The sequence below is a fragment of the Sodalis sp. RH14 genome (genome assembly GCF_047324285.1).
Taxonomy (GTDB): domain Bacteria; phylum Pseudomonadota; class Gammaproteobacteria; order Enterobacterales; family Enterobacteriaceae; genus Acerihabitans.
This window is the reverse complement of sequence record NZ_CP178739.1, coordinates 5,687,164-5,703,548: the sequence shown is the minus strand read 5'-3', so window position 1 is coordinate 5,703,548 and position 16,385 is coordinate 5,687,164. Positions and strand designations below refer to the sequence as shown.

The 16,385-nt window shown below is 58.8% G+C and carries 17 protein-coding genes; 8 read left to right on the top strand and 9 right to left on the bottom strand.

Annotated features, from left to right (window positions below):
• Positions 1 to 195 precede the first annotated feature (195 nt).
• Positions 196 to 1,089: a LysR family transcriptional regulator gene (locus tag ACL2XQ_RS25920; protein ID WP_410012904.1), complete on the bottom strand. Its 894-nt coding sequence runs from the start codon at positions 1,087 to 1,089 to the stop codon at positions 196 to 198.
• Positions 1,090 to 1,174: 85 nt separating this feature from the next.
• On the opposite strand from ACL2XQ_RS25920, the gene ACL2XQ_RS25915 reads away from it, so the two are divergent.
• The gene (locus tag ACL2XQ_RS25915; protein WP_413739851.1) at positions 1,175 to 1,987 is read left to right on the top strand and encodes an NAD(P)H-dependent oxidoreductase; all 813 of its coding nucleotides are present in this window, start codon (positions 1,175 to 1,177) and stop codon (positions 1,985 to 1,987) included.
• 18 nt (positions 1,988 to 2,005) lie between these two features.
• Here ACL2XQ_RS25915 and ACL2XQ_RS25910 read toward each other — a convergent pair whose 3' ends face one another.
• Positions 2,006 to 2,545: a LysR substrate-binding domain-containing protein gene (locus ACL2XQ_RS25910; protein ID WP_413740556.1), complete on the bottom strand. Its 540-nt coding sequence runs from the start codon at positions 2,543 to 2,545 to the stop codon at positions 2,006 to 2,008.
• Positions 2,546 to 2,551: 6 nt separating this feature from the next.
• The gene (locus ACL2XQ_RS25905; protein ID WP_413739850.1) at positions 2,552 to 2,908 is read right to left on the bottom strand and encodes a LysR family transcriptional regulator; all 357 of its coding nucleotides are present in this window, start codon (positions 2,906 to 2,908) and stop codon (positions 2,552 to 2,554) included.
• A 135-nt stretch (positions 2,909 to 3,043) separates the two neighbouring features.
• Between ACL2XQ_RS25905 and ACL2XQ_RS25900 the strand changes: the two genes are divergently transcribed.
• Positions 3,044 to 4,237 (top strand): MFS transporter, encoded by a 1,194-nt coding sequence (locus ACL2XQ_RS25900; RefSeq protein ID WP_410012907.1) that lies wholly within the window; start codon positions 3,044 to 3,046, stop codon positions 4,235 to 4,237.
• Between the two features lie 57 nt (positions 4,238 to 4,294).
• Here ACL2XQ_RS25900 and ACL2XQ_RS25895 read toward each other — a convergent pair whose 3' ends face one another.
• Together ACL2XQ_RS25895 and ACL2XQ_RS25890 are read right to left on the bottom strand one after the other, a co-directional pair.
• Positions 4,295 to 4,945, bottom strand: a complete 651-nt coding sequence (locus tag ACL2XQ_RS25895) for an NUDIX hydrolase (RefSeq protein WP_410012908.1) — start codon at positions 4,943 to 4,945, stop codon at positions 4,295 to 4,297.
• 62 nt (positions 4,946 to 5,007) lie between these two features.
• Entirely contained in the window at positions 5,008 to 5,922 is a 915-nt protein-coding gene (locus tag ACL2XQ_RS25890; RefSeq protein ID WP_413721725.1) for a LysR family transcriptional regulator, read from the bottom strand.
• Between the two features lie 102 nt (positions 5,923 to 6,024).
• On the opposite strand from ACL2XQ_RS25890, the gene ACL2XQ_RS25885 reads away from it, so the two are divergent.
• A complete protein-coding gene (locus tag ACL2XQ_RS25885; protein WP_413739849.1) occupies positions 6,025 to 6,480 on the top strand; it encodes an ester cyclase in 456 nt (151 codons plus the stop codon).
• 153 nt (positions 6,481 to 6,633) lie between these two features.
• The gene (locus tag ACL2XQ_RS25880) at positions 6,634 to 7,158 is read left to right on the top strand and encodes a GNAT family N-acetyltransferase (protein ID WP_413721724.1); all 525 of its coding nucleotides are present in this window, start codon (positions 6,634 to 6,636) and stop codon (positions 7,156 to 7,158) included.
• Between the two features lie 13 nt (positions 7,159 to 7,171).
• Here ACL2XQ_RS25880 and ACL2XQ_RS25875 read toward each other — a convergent pair whose 3' ends face one another.
• The gene (locus ACL2XQ_RS25875) at positions 7,172 to 8,587 is read right to left on the bottom strand and encodes a PLP-dependent aminotransferase family protein (protein WP_413740555.1); all 1,416 of its coding nucleotides are present in this window, start codon (positions 8,585 to 8,587) and stop codon (positions 7,172 to 7,174) included.
• A gap of 193 nt (positions 8,588 to 8,780) precedes the next feature.
• On the opposite strand from ACL2XQ_RS25875, the gene ACL2XQ_RS25870 reads away from it, so the two are divergent.
• The gene (locus tag ACL2XQ_RS25870) at positions 8,781 to 9,002 is read left to right on the top strand and encodes a DUF1127 domain-containing protein (protein WP_410012912.1); all 222 of its coding nucleotides are present in this window, start codon (positions 8,781 to 8,783) and stop codon (positions 9,000 to 9,002) included.
• Here the strand turns inward: ACL2XQ_RS25870 and ACL2XQ_RS25865 are convergent.
• Together ACL2XQ_RS25865 and ACL2XQ_RS25860 are read right to left on the bottom strand one after the other, a co-directional pair.
• Complete coding sequence (locus tag ACL2XQ_RS25865) at positions 8,991 to 9,797, bottom strand: phosphate/phosphite/phosphonate ABC transporter substrate-binding protein (protein WP_413739848.1); 807 nt, start codon at positions 9,795 to 9,797, stop codon at positions 8,991 to 8,993. The two genes, ACL2XQ_RS25870 and ACL2XQ_RS25865, sit on opposite strands and share 12 nt — an antisense overlap.
• On the bottom strand, positions 9,794 to 11,359 hold the full coding sequence (locus ACL2XQ_RS25860) for an aromatic amino acid lyase (RefSeq protein ID WP_413739847.1): 1,566 nt from the start codon (positions 11,357 to 11,359) through the stop codon (positions 9,794 to 9,796). Before ACL2XQ_RS25860 ends, ACL2XQ_RS25865 begins: the two co-directional genes overlap by 4 nt.
• A gap of 512 nt (positions 11,360 to 11,871) precedes the next feature.
• Between ACL2XQ_RS25860 and ACL2XQ_RS25855 the strand changes: the two genes are divergently transcribed.
• On the top strand, positions 11,872 to 13,257 hold the full coding sequence (locus tag ACL2XQ_RS25855) for a glycoside-pentoside-hexuronide (GPH):cation symporter (RefSeq protein WP_413739846.1): 1,386 nt from the start codon (positions 11,872 to 11,874) through the stop codon (positions 13,255 to 13,257).
• Between the two features lie 12 nt (positions 13,258 to 13,269).
• Complete coding sequence (locus ACL2XQ_RS25850; protein WP_413739845.1) at positions 13,270 to 14,886, top strand: glycoside hydrolase family 43 protein; 1,617 nt, start codon at positions 13,270 to 13,272, stop codon at positions 14,884 to 14,886.
• Between the two features lie 57 nt (positions 14,887 to 14,943).
• Here the strand turns inward: ACL2XQ_RS25850 and ACL2XQ_RS25845 are convergent, their stop codons facing one another.
• The gene (locus tag ACL2XQ_RS25845) at positions 14,944 to 15,330 is read right to left on the bottom strand and encodes a MerR family transcriptional regulator (protein ID WP_410012920.1); all 387 of its coding nucleotides are present in this window, start codon (positions 15,328 to 15,330) and stop codon (positions 14,944 to 14,946) included.
• Between the two features lie 89 nt (positions 15,331 to 15,419).
• On the opposite strand from ACL2XQ_RS25845, the gene ACL2XQ_RS25840 reads away from it, so the two are divergent.
• Positions 15,420 to 16,328: an alpha/beta fold hydrolase gene (locus ACL2XQ_RS25840; protein WP_413721721.1), complete on the top strand. Its 909-nt coding sequence runs from the start codon at positions 15,420 to 15,422 to the stop codon at positions 16,326 to 16,328.
• Positions 16,329 to 16,385: the final 57 nt, after the last annotated feature.

Sequence of the window (16,385 nt, the reverse complement as noted above, 5' to 3'; positions counted from 1 at the left end):
AATAAATAATGTGGCTAATACAATTTTTATAAATAAACGGCTAGATAGGGTTGGTTCAATAAAATATCTATATTCAATAGATTATATTTACAGTATACATTCTTTAATCATCGTCATAATAACCTTTGCGACAGATCACTTTTCAGCGGGATATAAAGCCTCTAAATATCCGGCCGGATGAGAAGAGGCCCTTGTTCACACCGACGCCGCGATATGGCCGCGCAGCCATTGATGCGCCGGGTCGTGATGGGCGCGATCGTGCCATAGCATGGCCAGTTCGAATCCTTCGACCTCCACCGGCGGTTCGGTCACCCGCAGCGCGGTAGCGTCGCGCACCAGGCGCGAAGGCAGCATGGCCACCAGATCGGTGCGGGCCAGCACCGCCATCACCAGCAGGAAATGGGGCACTGACAGCACCACCCGGCGCGCCAGCCCCAGATCGGCAAGCGTTTTGTCTGTAATGCCGTAAAATCCCCCGCCGTCCGGCGATACGATCACCTGATCGAGTTCGCAGAACTGCGCCAGGGTCGGCGGTTTTTTCAAGCGCGGATGACCGGCGCGGCCGACCAGTACATAGCGCTCCGCGAACAGCACCCGGCGATGCAGGCCGGGCGGCGATCCTTCGCTGGTATGAAAGGCCAGGTCAATTTCACCCTGTTCCGCTTGCCGGGCGATAAGCGACGGCACCGGCGCGAGCACCGCCAGCCTGCTGCCGGGGGACATCAGGCGTAATCCCGGCAGCGCGGGCAGCAGCGCCGTCGATTCGCTGTAGTCGGAGGCGGCGACGCGCCAGGTATGGCTGGATGTGGCGGGGTCAAAGGGCGCGCCGGGCGACATCGCATGCGAAAGCGCGTCAAGCGCTTGCCGTAACGGCGCGCGCAGCTCCTCGGCCCTTGGCGTGGGGATCATGCCCCTGGGTCCCGGCAGCAGCAGGGGATCGCCAAAGGTTTCCCTTAATTTGGCGAGATGGACGCTGACCGAGGGCTGCGACAGGTTCAGCCGCCGCGCCGCGCGCGTAACGTTATGTTCCGCGAGCAGCACATCCAGCGTCACCAGCAGGTTAAGATCCAGCCGTTGGAGATTAATCATCGCTATACCCGGAATAGAATAAATTAATTTCTACTATACCTGAACACGGCCTATTCTGCCTTTTTGCCATCACCAAGGTCCCGCTATGAATATCCTGATCGTCTATGCCCATCCCGAGCCTCAATCCTTAAACGGCGCGCTGAAAAATTTCGCGGTTACCCATTTAGAACAGGCGGGCCACCGGGTCCAGGTATCGGACCTCTATGCCATGAAGTGGAAAGCCGCGCTTGATGCCAACGATAGCCTGGACGGACCGGCCGGCGCGCGCTTCGATCCCTCGCTGGATTCCAGGCTCGCCTTCGAAAACGGCCGGCAAAGCGCGGATATCGCCCAGGAGCAGGACAAGTTGCGCTGGGCGGATGCGGTGATTTTGCAGTTTCCGCTGTGGTGGTTCTCGATGCCGGCAATCCTGAAGGGCTGGGTGGAGCGCGTTTATGCGTATGGCTTCGCTTACGGTGTGGGAGAACACTCCGACGCGCGCTGGGGCGATCGCTACGGGGAAGGCGCCATGGCGGGAAAACGGGCGATGCTGATCGTGACCACGGGGGGATGGGAGCCGCATTATAGCCCGCGCGGCATCAATGGCCCGATAGAGGATATTTTGTTCCCGATCCAACACGGGATCCTCTATTATCCCGGGTTCGACGTCTTGCCGCCCTTCCTGGTCTATCGCACCGGCCGCATGGACGAGGCGCGGTTTTCGGCTATCAGCGACACGCTCGCGCAACGCCTGGACAACCTGTGGCGCACCCCGCCCCTCTCTTTTCGTGCGCAGAACGGCGGCGAGTATATTATCCCCGAACTGACGCTGCGGCCTGAGATTGCGCCGGGGCAGTCCGGTTTTGCCGCGCACCGGCGTCCGACCGTGGCGGGTGATTCCGAGCCCGGCGCGGCCTGAGCCTGGCGCATTACAGCGCTATCCGCCGGCAAGGTTCGCGCCGGGCTGGAAACACCCGGCCAGATAATCGATAAAAACCCGGGTCTTTAACGGCAGGTACGGCCCGGAAGGCCATAACAGCCATAACGGCTCCGCCCTGACGGCATACTCATCCAGTACGCTGACCAGGGCGCCCTCATCCAGCGCGGGGCGGACAATATAATCCGGCAGCCATGCCAGCCCCGCGCCGCGCCGGGCAAAGCTCAGCCGTCCCTGAGTGTTATTGCACACCATGGCGACAGGCAGCGGGTTGGCCGATGCCGGATCCACGCCCAGCAATTGCCAGGATTCAAGTTTACCGCTGTGGGGGAAACGGTAATGCAGGCAGGCATGGCGCTGTAAATCATCCGGATGCAGAGGAATGCCGGCCCTGGCAAGATAAGCGGGCGAGGCGACCACTTTTGAACTGAAGACCGCCAGTTTTTTGGCCATCAATTGGGAATCACGGATAGCGCCGCTGCGCACCACCACGTCGAAGCCTTCCGCGATAACATTCACCATGCGATCGGAAAAATCCAGTTCCAGCTATATCGCCGGCCAGGCCAGGGCAAAGTCGGCCAGGCGGGGCAATACCATGCTTTCATCCGCCAGGCTGACCTTAAGCTTGCCCCGGGGATATTCCTTTATCTGGGTCAGCTCATTTTCCGCGGTTTCAACAGCGCGCAGGATAGTCTGGCTGCTGTCGTAAAAGCGGGCGCCTTCCGCCGTCAGGGCGACGCTGCGGGTGCTTCGGTTCAGCAAACGGACGCTTAAACGCGCCTCCAGCCGGGCGATGCCTTTGCTCACCGCCGAGGGCGACAGGCCGCAAAGACGGGCCGCCTCGACAAAACTGCCCGCTCTGACCACCTGGACAAAAAGTTCCAGGCCGTTTAAAGAGCCCATGCTCCCTCCATTCATGACTTAAATGTCATCTGAGAAGTGAATAGTATCGTATTTTTCTTTAATCCTTTAGCGGTTATGGTTAACGCCATCCGTCGGTCTTTACGCACCTCCCGTGCATTACTGGATATCCAAAAGATGATACGTGCGTTGCTGGTATTGATGTTGGGCGCGTTTGTTTCCCAAACCACCGAGTACCTGCCTATTGGACTGCTGTCGCGCATTGCCGCGGATCTGCGGGTTTCCCACGCCGCGGTCGGCTCGCTGGTGACGGGGTATGCCTGGATCATTACCCTGACGGTAATCCCCCTGACGCTCTCGACCAACCGCATTGATCGCCGGCCGCTATTTCTGGTCCTGCTGGGGATTATTACCCTGTGCAACGGCCTGGCCCTGATAACCCATTCCTGGGGACAGCTGATGGGACTGCGGATCGTGGCGGCATTGGGGCATGGCGTCTTCTGGTCCAGCCTGGCGTCCTACGCGGTCAGAATTGCGCCGAGCATGGCGGCCAGCCGCGCCACCGCCTGGGTGTTCTCGGGAATTTCCCTGGCCATCGTGGCCGGCGTGCCGTTATCAACCGCCCTGGGGCAGGCTTTTAACTGGCAGCAGGGCTTCGCGATCTTCGGCGCGTTCGGGCTGATAATCCTTATCATGGGCTATTTCTGGCTGCCGCCGATGGCCGTGGCGGCGCGCGGCGAGGGCGCGGGGTTTCCCCGTCGCAACTGGCCGCTCTACGGGGCCGCCGCGATAACGCTGTTGATAATTACCGCCCATTTTAACGGCTATACCTATATCACCCCGCTGGTGACCGAGACCCTGGGGATGCGCGGCGCGCGCCTGCCGTTGGCGTTGCTGGTCTTCGGCCTGGCGGGTGCCGCGGGTACGCTGCTGGCCGGCTGGCTGGGGCCGCGGCCGATGCGCCTGGCGGTGGTTTCCGCCATCGGTATTGTTATCAGCCAACTGCTGATGCTGTGCTTCGCCGGGCTGCCGGGTATTTCCTGGCTGGTAATGGCGCTATGGGGCGCATCCATCGCCATGCTGATTATCGGCCTGCAGAGCTGGGTAATAGAGCTGGCGCCCGGGCAGGCGGAGGCGGCGTCGGCGCTGTACGTGATGACCTTTAATATCGGCATCGGCGCCGGCGCCATGTCGGGCGGAATCTGGATGGACCATTACGGCGCCCAAACATTATTGCTGGCGGGGGCGGGGCTGGGCGTTATTGCCGTGGCCAGCTTTCTGCTACCGCCTTATTGGCAGAAGACGGGCCGGAAACCGGCGGGTAAAATATCGCAACGCAAAGCCGGGAATACCGCTGAAAATAGGGAATAATATCCCGCCGGAAGAAATCCGTGGCGATGTTTACCCGCGGATATTCTTCCCCTGGCGCTAATCAAACCAGGTGCTTTTATTGTTTTTTATAATCTCCAGGCTGGTTGCAATTTCTACCGGCACGATGCGGGTTAACGATAACGGCGGCAGGTCGAGGGGGTCGAAAAAATCAACGTCCAGCGAGTCCTCGCTTAAGCGGATTTCGCCGCCCAGTTCCCGGCAATGAAATATCAGCTTATAGACATGCCAGGGATAAGGCGGATGGCCATGCTGATTACGGTCCCATACGCCCAGCAAGCGCTCCACGCTGGCGGTAAGGCCGGTTTCTTCCCAGACCTCACGACACACCGCGTCGGACGGGCTATCGCCGACATCGGCCCAGCCGCCGGGCAGGCTCCACAGCCGATCATCGGCCTCTTTCACCAGCAGTATTTTACCCTGGCGCAGAATTACCGCCCTGGTGTCGACCTTTGGCGTGGCATACCCTTCCTGTTGTTTGAACATGTCCAATACCGGCGGCTTATCTAACGCCAATACGTCGGCTGTCAGCTGCGCGGCGATATTCCGTAGCTCCAGGTAACGCTCGATATCATAACGATCTTTGGTATAGGTCAGCCCGGTTTGCGCCAAAGCCTGTAATTTTTGCGCCAGGGCGATGGCCGATAAGGAAGCGGGGTTGTCGTTTTCACTGTTTTTTGCCGTCATCATGTCCTCGCGGGAAAAATAATCGCTGAATTACCGTAACGCCGGTTTGCCCGCCAGGCAAATGGTTATTGCAACGCTAAAGCATGTGACGCGATCAGTTCCCTGAACCAGCGCTGGGCCGGGTGCTGATCGCTTTTCCGGTGCCAGATCAGGTGGAATTCTATCGGCGGCAATACCACCGGCGGCGCAAACAAGGCCAGTTCGTGCCGGACGGGCGAATTCAGCACGACCCGCCGCAGCAGGGTTGCCGTCAATGCGGTCCGCGCCACGACGCCGGGCACCGCGAACATCTGGGGCAGCGTCAGCGCCAGGATACGCTGTTTGCCCATCTGCGCCAGCGCCTGATCCACCAGGCCGTGCCGGTCGTCCTCCGGGGACGCGAGAACATGGCGCAGGGCCAGGAAGCGCGCCAATGTCATCGCGTCTTCCACCGCCGCGCCGGCGCGGCGGGTAATGGTGACAAACTCGTCCCGCAGGATGGGCCGGGTCATTATCCGGGTCTCCGGGCGGGTGGGCATGACCCCGACCGCGACGTCGATAGTGCCCGCGTCCAGCAGATCGACGGCGCTATCCCGGCCGGTAAAGGCGCGCACGTTTAACGACACGCCCGGCGCCTGCTTTTCCAGCGCCGTGACCAGGGCCGCCAGCAGCACAAAGGCCGGATAGTCGGGCACCCCGAGGGTAAAGGCCAGCGACGCCTTCGCCGGCATGAACGCCGGTTTGGCCACCAGGGCCGCTTCTATCTGCCGCAGCGCCTGAGCGATGGGTTGCGCGATATCCCTGGCGCGCGGCGTGGGCAGCAGCCCCTCGGCGCTGCGCAGGAACAACGGATCGCCAAATAACGCGCGCAGACGCGACAGCGCCGCGCTCATCGCCGGCTGGCTTACCCCTACGCGCGCCGCCGCGCGGGTGACGTTCCGCTCGTCCATCAGCGCGTCAAAGGCGGCCAGCAAATTCAGATCGATACCGTGGAAATCCATAAATCAAATACTCATTCATATCTTATATCTGTTGGACAAATAATAGCGGATTCATCAGACTCCAACCTTATATTTCCACTTATCAGAAAGGAACGGCCGCAAATGACATCCTCCACCGCGCTCGCTGAAACAGAACAACTGCGTGTTGAACGGCAAACGGTCGACATGCTCTACCGTGCGTTTAACGACCAGAACCCGGATTTGCTGGATATCGCCGTCACCGCCGACTGGGACGATATTCCCCTGGCGCCCGGCCAGGGTCCCGGCCCCGATGGTCTTAAGCCGATTATCCGCGCCTTTATCGCGGCGATGCCCGACGTCAAAATCACTATCCTCGATGTCATCCAGACGGCCGGGCGCATGGGGGTGCGGGCGGAGATTACCGGCACCCATCTAGGGTCTTTGTTCGGCATTCCGGCGACGGGCAAACAGGTCGGTTTTGCTATCCATGAATTCCACGAATTCGAAGGGGCGCGCATTAAGAGGACCTGGCATCTCGAGGACTGGTTCGGTTTGTTTCAGCAGTTGGGCCGGTTTCCCACACCTGAACAGCCGTAAGTCAGGCGACAATGCGCAAAACCGCGCGCCTGCGCTGATGTGGCCGCCTAGGGGGCGTCATACCGGCCTCTGCTCATGACCGATTTTATTGACGGGCCGGTGATAATGCGGCTTTAATAAGCACTGGAAAACGGCCAGAAAGCAGAGGAAAACATGGAGCTATCCATCGCAGGGGCACAAGAACTGGACGGCGTGGCGGAACTGGTTAACCAGGCATACAGAGGCCTCTCGGCGCCGGATTGGACCACTGAAGTCGGGCTGATCGACGGGCCGCGCACCAGCCGGCGCGACCTGGCCGACATGATAGAGAATGGCGCGTCGATCATTCTGCTGGCGGTGGAGCCCGCTCGCGGCGAATTATGCGGGTGCGTGGCGCTCACGCCCTTGGATCAAGGCGAATGGTATCTCTCGATGCTGGCCGTAAGCCCGCATGCGCAAAGCGCCGGTCTCGGCAAAAGCATCATGGCGGGCGCGGAGAAATTTGCCCGCGACGCGGGTGCCGGGAGCCTCAAGATTTCCGTTATCAATGTGCGGGATAAGCTGATTGCGTGGTACGAACGGCGCGGTTTTGCCAAAACCGGTGATACGGAGCCCTTTCCCTATAATGATCCCAACGTGGGCGTGCCTTTACGCGACGATCTGGCGCTTATCACGCTGACTAAATCATTGGCTGTTTAAGGTCCGGACGAAATCAGGGTTGCTCCAGCAACTGCTGAACCTTCATACCGATCTGCCGTATGGCCTGCTTTATCTCGTCTGAAAGCGGGCGCGCGTAATTTATCCGCAGGCAGTTGTCATATTTACCGGCGGCGGAAAACACCGCGCCGATGGCTATGGAAACCGCCTGGTCTGATAATGCCTGGTTCAGTCGCTGGGCATCGATACGGCGATCCAGCTCAATCCATAATAAAAAGCCCCCCTGCGGGCGGCTTACCCGCGTACCGCAGGGAAAATAATCCGTCACCCATCCGGTTATCACATCCCGATTATGCTGGTACTGGCCACGCATACGCCTGACATGCTTGAGGTAATGCCCCTGCCTGATAAAATCGGCGATGGCCAGCTGCGGCAGGCTGGCGGTGGGGCCGGTGCCGATATATTTCATATGGACGGCGCGGTTCATATAGCTGCCGGGGGCAAGCCAGCCCACCCTTAAGCCCGGCGCAAGGGTTTTGGAAAAGGAGCTGCATAACAGCACATTGCCGGAAAAATCCATTGACGTAATCGTGGCCGGCCGGGGATAGGGATAAGACAGCTCGCCGTAGACATCGTCTTCAACGATGGCCACATCATGTCCCTGAGCCAGCTCCAGCAGCGCCTTGCGGCGCGCGATCGGCATATGGCAGCCCAGCGGGTTTTGCCCCGTGGGCGTGACCAGGATGGCTTTTACCGGCCATTGCTCCAGCGCCAGTTCCAGCGCCTCGACGCTGATGCCCGTTATCGGGTCGGTGGGGATTTCCAGGATATGCATGCCCAGTCCGTGCAACAGTTGCAAACCGGCCGGGAAACAGGGTTTTTCCACCGCCACCAGATCCCCTGGCTTGCAGACGCAGCGAATCGCAATCGACAGCGCTTCCCGGCCGCCGTCGGTAATCAGGATGTTGCCGGCATCCATGCGGCTGCCGCCGTCAATCATTAGCCGGGCGATTTGCCCGCGCAGCTCAACGCTACCCCGGATATCCTCGTCATCGAACGTCCGCAGATGTTGCCGCTGGCTCACATGGCTCAACGCCCGGGTTAACGGCTTGAGGCTACTGGCGGTAACGTCGGGCGCGGCGGTCCCAAAGGCCGTCTCGCCCGCCTGCGCCGGGCCGGCCATGCCAAGCACCAGGTCCCACTGCGGGATGGCCAGCGAGCATTGGGTCATATCACAACCGGCGGGCAGGCCGGGGCGCAGTTTGCGGTGAGCGACAAAATAGCCGGATTTAGCCCGTGCCTCGACCAGCTGTTGTTCTTCAAGCTCGCGGTAAGCCTGCTGTACGGTGGTGATGCTGACCCCGTGCTCTTTGCTGAGCACCCTGATAGAGGGCAGGCGAACACCGATGGGATATAAACCTTGTTCAATACGCTGGCCCAGCAGGGCAGCCAGATTGTGGTAGCGGGTCATAGCCATATGCGTGTCGTCAATTAACCCATGTTGGTAGCGGTCAGCCAGGAAAAGGATACAGATGGCCTCTATAAATAACATAATGTGTCATGGTGACGCCATCTGTCTATGACAAACCATTAATCGGTTGAATCTACTCGTTTTTAGGCAAAGGATTCATGCTGTTGCCATCAATTGCGGATGGACGACAGCCATGAAGAATCTTATTACGGCGGACCCTGATAACGCGCCTGAGCGCATCGCTTGCGGCAATACCGGCTGGTGGCGGCGGTTATATGGCCGGTATCAACAGTGGCGGCGACACTCCCGCAGCCGCAAGGCGCTGAGGTCGCTTAATGACGCGCAATTGCGGGACATCGGCCTTACCCGTGATGACCTGCCGTATAAAGATGAGCGCGGCCCGTCAGCGCAGTAGCCGGTATCCCGCCTGTTCAGCGGCGGCTGCCCGCCGCGCCAGCAACTGATAGTCGCGTGGGTCGGGGATCTTAAATCCTTGCAGCTGCAGGGCCGCCAGCAGCGCGGAGCCGCTATTGTCCCGGGCTAAGGCGATAAATGCGCGTTGCAGGGCGGCAAGCGCGGCCGGCGGCAGTGAAGCCGACGCCACCAGCAGGGGCATCGGAGCCGGCGCGGTGTGATCTATCACCCGTACTTTTTCTATCAGCGCCGGCTCGTCGCGCGCCAGCAGTTCATAGGCATAGCTGTCCACCGGGCCGATATCGGCGTCGCCGCCGGCGACGGCCTCCACGACCCGGCGCGGGGTCACCAGCGGGCCGGTGGTTTCGCGATACAATGTGGTTTGCCCGGGGCGCAGGAACGGCAGCAGGTGAAAGCGCAGGGCGCTGTAGCCGGAGTGCGATTCCGGGTTGGTAAACGCCAGGCGCCCGCCGAAGGTATCCCGCAATTGCCGGTAGGGCGCATCGCGGGCGACGATCAGGCGGCTGCGGTAGCTGCCGGGGCCATCGGGCAGCGAATGCAGCGGAACCGGCGCGGCAATGGCCACGACGGGAAACAGCCCGAGCGAAAACGGCAGGCCGCACATAAATACCCCGGCCAGATCCGGACGTTGCCATAGCGCTTCCAGCGGGGCGGGGGCCGGATAATCAATCACTTCCCCAGAGATGCCGGCGCGCCGGTAGACCGCCTGCAGCAGCGTTTTCCAGCCCGCCGCCGCCGCCGCGGTGACCGAATACATACGTCCGTTGGCGATCATGTGTAGGGTAGTTCCTGACCGATATCCAGAAGGCGTTCGCCGGCGGTCAGCCAGCCGGGCGCGGAGATGGCCTGCGCGAGGTTTTCAATATCGCGGGCGGTTGCGCGATCCTGATCAAGTCCGGCAACCTGTGCGCGCACGCGGCCATAAATGGCCGCGCCGCCCTGCCCGAGTCGCCCCTTGATGTCCGGGCGCAAATCTATGGCCTGCGCCGCCACCATCAGTTCAATCGCCACCAAATAGCGCAGGCTTTGGGCCAGGCGCGCCGTTTTGCCGACGGCGGCCATGGCCTGCGAGGCATAATCCTCTACCCGATCGGCCACCGGTATGGTGATGGCGGACAGCGGATTGGCGTGATGCACAATATCGCTGGTCAGCGCGGAAATGGTTTTTTGCAGTGTGGCGAACCCCGTTTGTCCGGGGTGCGGCGTCAGGAAACGCGGCAACCCGCTGGCGCTCTCGGACATCAGTTTCATCATGCGTTCAGCGGCGCAGCTGGCCTGGCGCGCCAGCGCCAAACCCAGGGCTTCAAACGCCAACGCCAAATGCGTGACGTCGAAATTGGCGTTGGGCAACACCTGCTCCGCCTCGGCAATCAGGGCTGGATTATCATCGGCGCTGTTCAGCTCCAGCTCCGTTGACTGCCGGGCCAGGTTAAAGGCCTGGTAGACACTGGCCAGCACCGATGCCGAGCAACGGAAACTCAAGGGGTCTTGCAACAGACGCGCGCCGCCGGGTTGGGACAAGGCGCCGCCGGCCAGTAGCGACAGCAGATGGGACGCGCATTCCGCCCCGCCCGGCAGCCGGCGGATACGGCTGGCCCACGGCGACAGCGGGGAGATGTTGGCGCGGAACGCTTCGAACGACAGGGCAATGGCGCCGGCCTGGACGTTAACCAGTTGGGCAATATCGGCCAGCAGCAAGGCGGCCAGGCCGACGCTTGCCGCATTGGAGGAAACCAGCGCCAGGCCATCCTTGCCGGTGAGGGCCGGCAGGGTGAAACCCAGGCTCCGCGCCAGCGCGCGGATATCGGTGACCTGTCCCTGGTATTCCGCCAAACCGTCGCCCGCCAGCGCGCTGCCGATATGCGCCAGCGGCGCCAGATCGGCTTCGCCGATCGAACCCAGCAATGGCACCTGGGGATGCACGCCGAGATTTAATAAATTCAGCAAAGCCTGCGCGCTCGGCAATGAGATGCCGGAGTACCCCTCGGCAATGCCGGCAAGCCGCGCCAGCATCATTGCGCGTACCTGGGCGCTATCGGCAAGCGGGCCTACCCCCACCGCTCGCGCGAGGGGAATACGCTGCTGGATGTCAGGCAAACGGGCGATATCGGCCCGTCCGTCCGCGCCGCTCAGCACCGAGGTATCCACGCCGGCGCCCAGGCCGGTGGTTACGCCGTAAATGCGATCGCCGGCGGTTATACGTTGATAAAGGAAAGAAAAGCCCTTTTTTATGCGCAGCAGCGCCGCCGGGCTAAACGCCACCGGCTGGTGTTCCCGGGCTATGCGCGCAAGCGTCGCCACGGTTAACGCCGTATCACCACCGAGAAAGAATGTCATTATTGCTCTTAACAAAGGGCAGAAAGGCTGGTCGTCCGTCAGCGAGCCAGGACGCGCCACGGGGCATTATGGATAAAGATAGCGTATCAAACCGGCGTGGCGGTAATATGTTTTTGCCATAAGTTATAGCATCAGGCCAAGTCGGCTAAGACGGGCGACGGCGCGGCTCTGGGTTTTACCGGCAATGATCTTATTGCAACACCATTAACCCTGGCAAAAAGCCTATTTCGCTTTTTCACTGTAAAATATAACAAATATAATTGTGCAAATGCATTATCAGGGAAAATACACCAGAGTATTTTTATGCTATTACCAATTGATAACATTATAAAAAATATTTTCTCCAACAAATTTGCCAACAATATAAATAAGACAAATACAATATATGAATTGTGATAACGATAACAAAAACTATATTTCATAACCCTCTTGCAACATTTATGAAAAGACACCAGGTCAGCGGCTGGATAGAGTGAAATTCCTCTTATCCCTCTACAGGACTATAGGTTGCCATGCTGACGATAAAAGAAAAAATAGGTTACGGCTTGGGTGATACCGCATCTAATTTTGTCTGGAAATCCACGCTGCTATTTCTGGCATTTTTCTATACTGACGTTTTTGGTATTTCTCCCGGCGTGATGGGAACCATATTCCTGGTTTCACGGTTGCTGGACGCCATTACCGACCCGTTGATGGGTATCCTGGTCGATCGTACCCGCACCCGGCACGGCCAATTCCGGCCTTATATTCTCTGGTGCGCTATCCCCTTCGGCGTGATACTGGCGCTCACCTTTTATACCCCGGACTTGGGGTATACCGGCAAGGTTATTTACGCAAGCGTTACCTATATTTTACTGACATTAGCCTATACCGCGATCAACGTGCCTTATTGTTCAATGCCGGCCGCCATTACCTCAGACTCACGGGAACGGCACTCCCTGCAATCCTATCGCTTTTTTATGGCCGCCCTGGCCGCGCTTATCGTCTCAGGGGTATCGCTGCCGCTGGTTAACATCATCGGCGGCGGCAACGATCGTGTCGGTTATTTCGGCGCCATGTGCGTGCTGGGTGTGCTGGGCGCCTTGTGTTTCCTGGTTTGTTTTGCCATGACCAAAGAGAAATATATTCTCAATAGCGGCCAGCATTTTAATATCAAGGAAGACATTAAAGTATTATGGGGCAACAGCCAATGGCGGATTATTACCTTGTTCAAAATCGTCGGCTCGGCGTCGAATACCATCCGGGTCGGCGCCATGATGTATTTTGTGAAATATGTAATGGATCACCCTGAGCTGGCATCGAATTTTGTCTTTTACGGCAGTATTGCCGCCATGATTGGTTCCATCCTGTCGGCGAAATTACTGGGCAAGTATGACCGCATAAAAAGCTGCAAGGCAACGGTATTGATTTATATCGTATTGAACCTGATCATCTTTTTCACGCCCAGCACCAGCATAAGCATGATTTTTGTTCTCAATATGATTTTTATGTTCTTTTTTAACCTGACCAATCCTCTGCAATGGCTTATGGCCTCCGATATTGTCGATTATGAAGAACACCGCAGCGGCCACCGGCTGGATGGTTTAATTTTTTCCACCTATCTGTTCAGCATCAAAATCGGCCTGGCGCTGGGCGGCGCGCTGTTGGGCTGGTCGTTGCATTTTGCCCATTACCAGCCGGGCGTGGGCATCCAGGACGGTTCCGTGGTGCTCATGGTGAAATTTGTTTTCTGTATTATTCCCTCCGTTTTTTCCGCGCTGCAAATCCTGATGCTGTTGTTTTACAGGCTAAACAGCGAAACAGTCCAGCGCATCACCGAAGAACTGGCTTTGCGCCATCAAAAGACCGATGAGCCCTCCCGGCATAACGTTGGCGACAACGCCACGCAACGCTCATAACCTGGGGATAAAATGAATATTGAAAATCCGATTTTGAAAGGTTTCCATCCTGACCCCTGTATTTGTCGCCGGGGCGACGACTTTTATATCGCCAGCTCCACCTTCGAATGGTTTCCGGGCATCCGCCTGCACCATTCCACCGATTTGGTTAACTGGCATCCCGCCGGTTATGTGTTGACCACCGTGGGGCAACTGGATATGCGGGGTAATCCGGATTCCGGCGGTATCTGGGCGCCGGATATCAGCTATCACGACGGCCTGTTCTGGGTGGTCTATACCAATATCAAGGTGGTCAATGCGCCCTGGAAAATCGGTTACAACTACCTGGTCACCGCGCCGGATATCAACGGGCCATGGAGCGAGCCGGTGTTACTGGGGGCGGGGGGCATCGACCCGTCGCTATTTCATGCCGACGACGGCAGGAAATACCTGTCCTATCGCCTGTGGGGGCCGAAACACCATAGCAATCCCCATAATACGATTGTCCTGCAAGAATATTTCCCGCAGGAACAAAAGCTGGCCAGTGAATGGCGCGTTATTTTTGAAGGCACGGATCTCAAATACACCGAAGCGCCGCATATCTATCTTAAGGATGGATATTATTATTTATTGACGGCGGAAGGCGGCACCCGTTATGAACATGCCGTTACCGTGGCGCGCGCCCGGCAAATCGACGGGCCCTATGAATTACATCCGGACTGGCATATTTTAACCGCCTGGGATAAGCCGCGACATCCCCTGCAAAAAGCGGGGCATGGTTCATTAATACAATTCGATCGGGATCGCTGGTATATGGTCTATTTGACCAGCCGGCCGTTAAAGTTGCCGGATACGCCGTTGATTACCACCAAGGTGCGCGGTTATTGCCCGCTGGGCCGCGAAACGGCTATCGCCGAAATTGAGTGGCGCGACGGCTGGCCTTATGTCGCCGGCGGTCCGCTGCCCGCCTTGTCGGTGCCGGCGCCCTGGCCGGAAACACAAGCGGATCCCGCGCCGCAGGCCAAACACTATGACTTTAATCGCGCCATTCTGGATGCCGATTTGCAAACGCTGCGGCTGCCCTTTTGCGAAGAAATGGGCAGTTTAACGGCGCGTCCGGGATATTTGCGCCTGTATGGCAATGACTCGCTGTTATCCACCTTCCTGCAATCCACCGTGGCCCGGCGCTGGCAGCATGTGCATTTTACCTGCGAAACCCGCTTTCAGTTCAATCCCGATAACTTCCAGCAAAGCGCCGGCCTCGCCTGCTATTACAGCTCGCTTAACTGGTCATATTGTTTTGTCGCCGGCGACGGCAAACAGGGGCGAACTCTCAAGCTGATGCAACTTGATAAAGGCGAGGCCATTTATCATATTGATGAACCGGGTATCTCGGTTGCCACCGGGGCGCAATCGATATGGCTGAAAGTGACGGTGAACGGATTAACCTATCGCTACAGCTACTCCTTTGACGGCGACGGCTGGCATGATATCGGCCCGGCCCTGGAATCCTGGAAGCTGTCCGATGATTATACCCTCGGCAAGGGCTGCTTCACCGGCGCGTTTGTAGGAGTGCATTGCGATGATATCAGCCGGCACGGCTGCCACGCCGACTTTGCGTCGCTAAGCTACCGGCCTTTGCCCCAGTGATAATAACCGGTTCGGGCGGGATGTTTAGCCCATGGCCGCGGGCAATCCGTTCAGGGTTCAGTCCAGGGGAGGGATAACGCCCTCGGCCAGCGTCTTGAGCAGGCGCGCGCGGCGGCGCTCGAGGTCAGCTATCTGGCGCTCGATGGAATCCAGGCGCTTGCGCTGGACCTCGGTGGTCTGGGGGCAGGCGCTCGCCCCTTCGATCATCCGCATGCAGTCGGGGAACGCGCGGATCTCCGCCAGGCTAAAGCCGGTGGCGATCATGCGCTGGATCTGCCTGACCTGAGCCACCGCCGCCGGGGGAAATGACCGGTAGCCGTTACAGGTGCGGATGGACGTGAGCAACCCCTGCTCATCGTAGTGGCGGATAGAGCGTACGCTGGCGCCGGTTGCGCGCGCGAGCTGGCCAACGGTCAGCGAGTCTGGCGGAATCGTTTTATTCATGGCAACAGCATAGCACATTTTTACCTTGACCCTGACATCAGTGTGAGGGTTGAGTCTGTGGGCTCTTGTCCAACCGAAGAGCATTGCTTATGTCCACATTTACGTTTAGCCGCATCTTGTCCGCGCTGGTGGTGACCGCCACGCTGTTCACTTTTCCCCCGGCAGCGCTTGCCGACACGAAAAACTACACTATTACCGCGCCGGACGGCGTAAAAATAGCCGTCCAGGAAGCGGGCAATCCCGACGGCGCCGCCATTATTTTTATCCACGGCCTGCTTGGCAGCCATCTTAACTGGGAGGGGCAAATCAACAGCCCGCAGCTTGCGCGCTATCGTCTGATTACCTACGATATGCGCGGCCACGGCCTGTCCGGTAAGCCCACCGACGCCGCGTCTTACACCGACGGACGGCGCTGGGCGGAAGATCTCGCCGCGGTCATCAAAACGTCGCATGCGCGAAAACCGGTGCTGGTGGGGTGGTCGCTGGGCGGGGTCGTTATCTCCAATTATCTGGAAGAGTACGGCGATAGTCCTATCGCCGGCGCGGTTTATGTTGACGGCGTGATTGAACTTAAGCCCGATCAGCTACCGCCGCATCCTGCGGTCTATCGCGATTTGAATGCGCCTGATTTAAAGGCCCACCTCGACGCCGTACGTGATTTCCTCAGCCTGTGCTTCTATACCCAGCCGGACGCGGCCACTTTCGGGCGTCTATACGCCAATGCCGCCATGGCCTCATGGGATATGCAGCGAGCCGTGATGTCGATAACAGTCGATGCGGCCAGGGCCCTGGGCAAGGTCCGGGTGCCGGTGCTGCTGATTTATGGCGCCCGGGACGCGCTGGTGCGGCCAACGACGACCATGGCCCGCGCGCAGGCGCTGAATCCGGCGATACAAAAGAAGCTTTACGCCAATTCGGGCCATGCGCCTTTTATCGAGGAGCCGGAGCGCTTTAACCGCGATCTGTCCGCCTTTACCGATAAGACGTTGCCGCGCTAAGCCCGTTTGACGGGATGGCCGCAAGAACAACGCGCGGGTGATTACGTTCTGCCATGC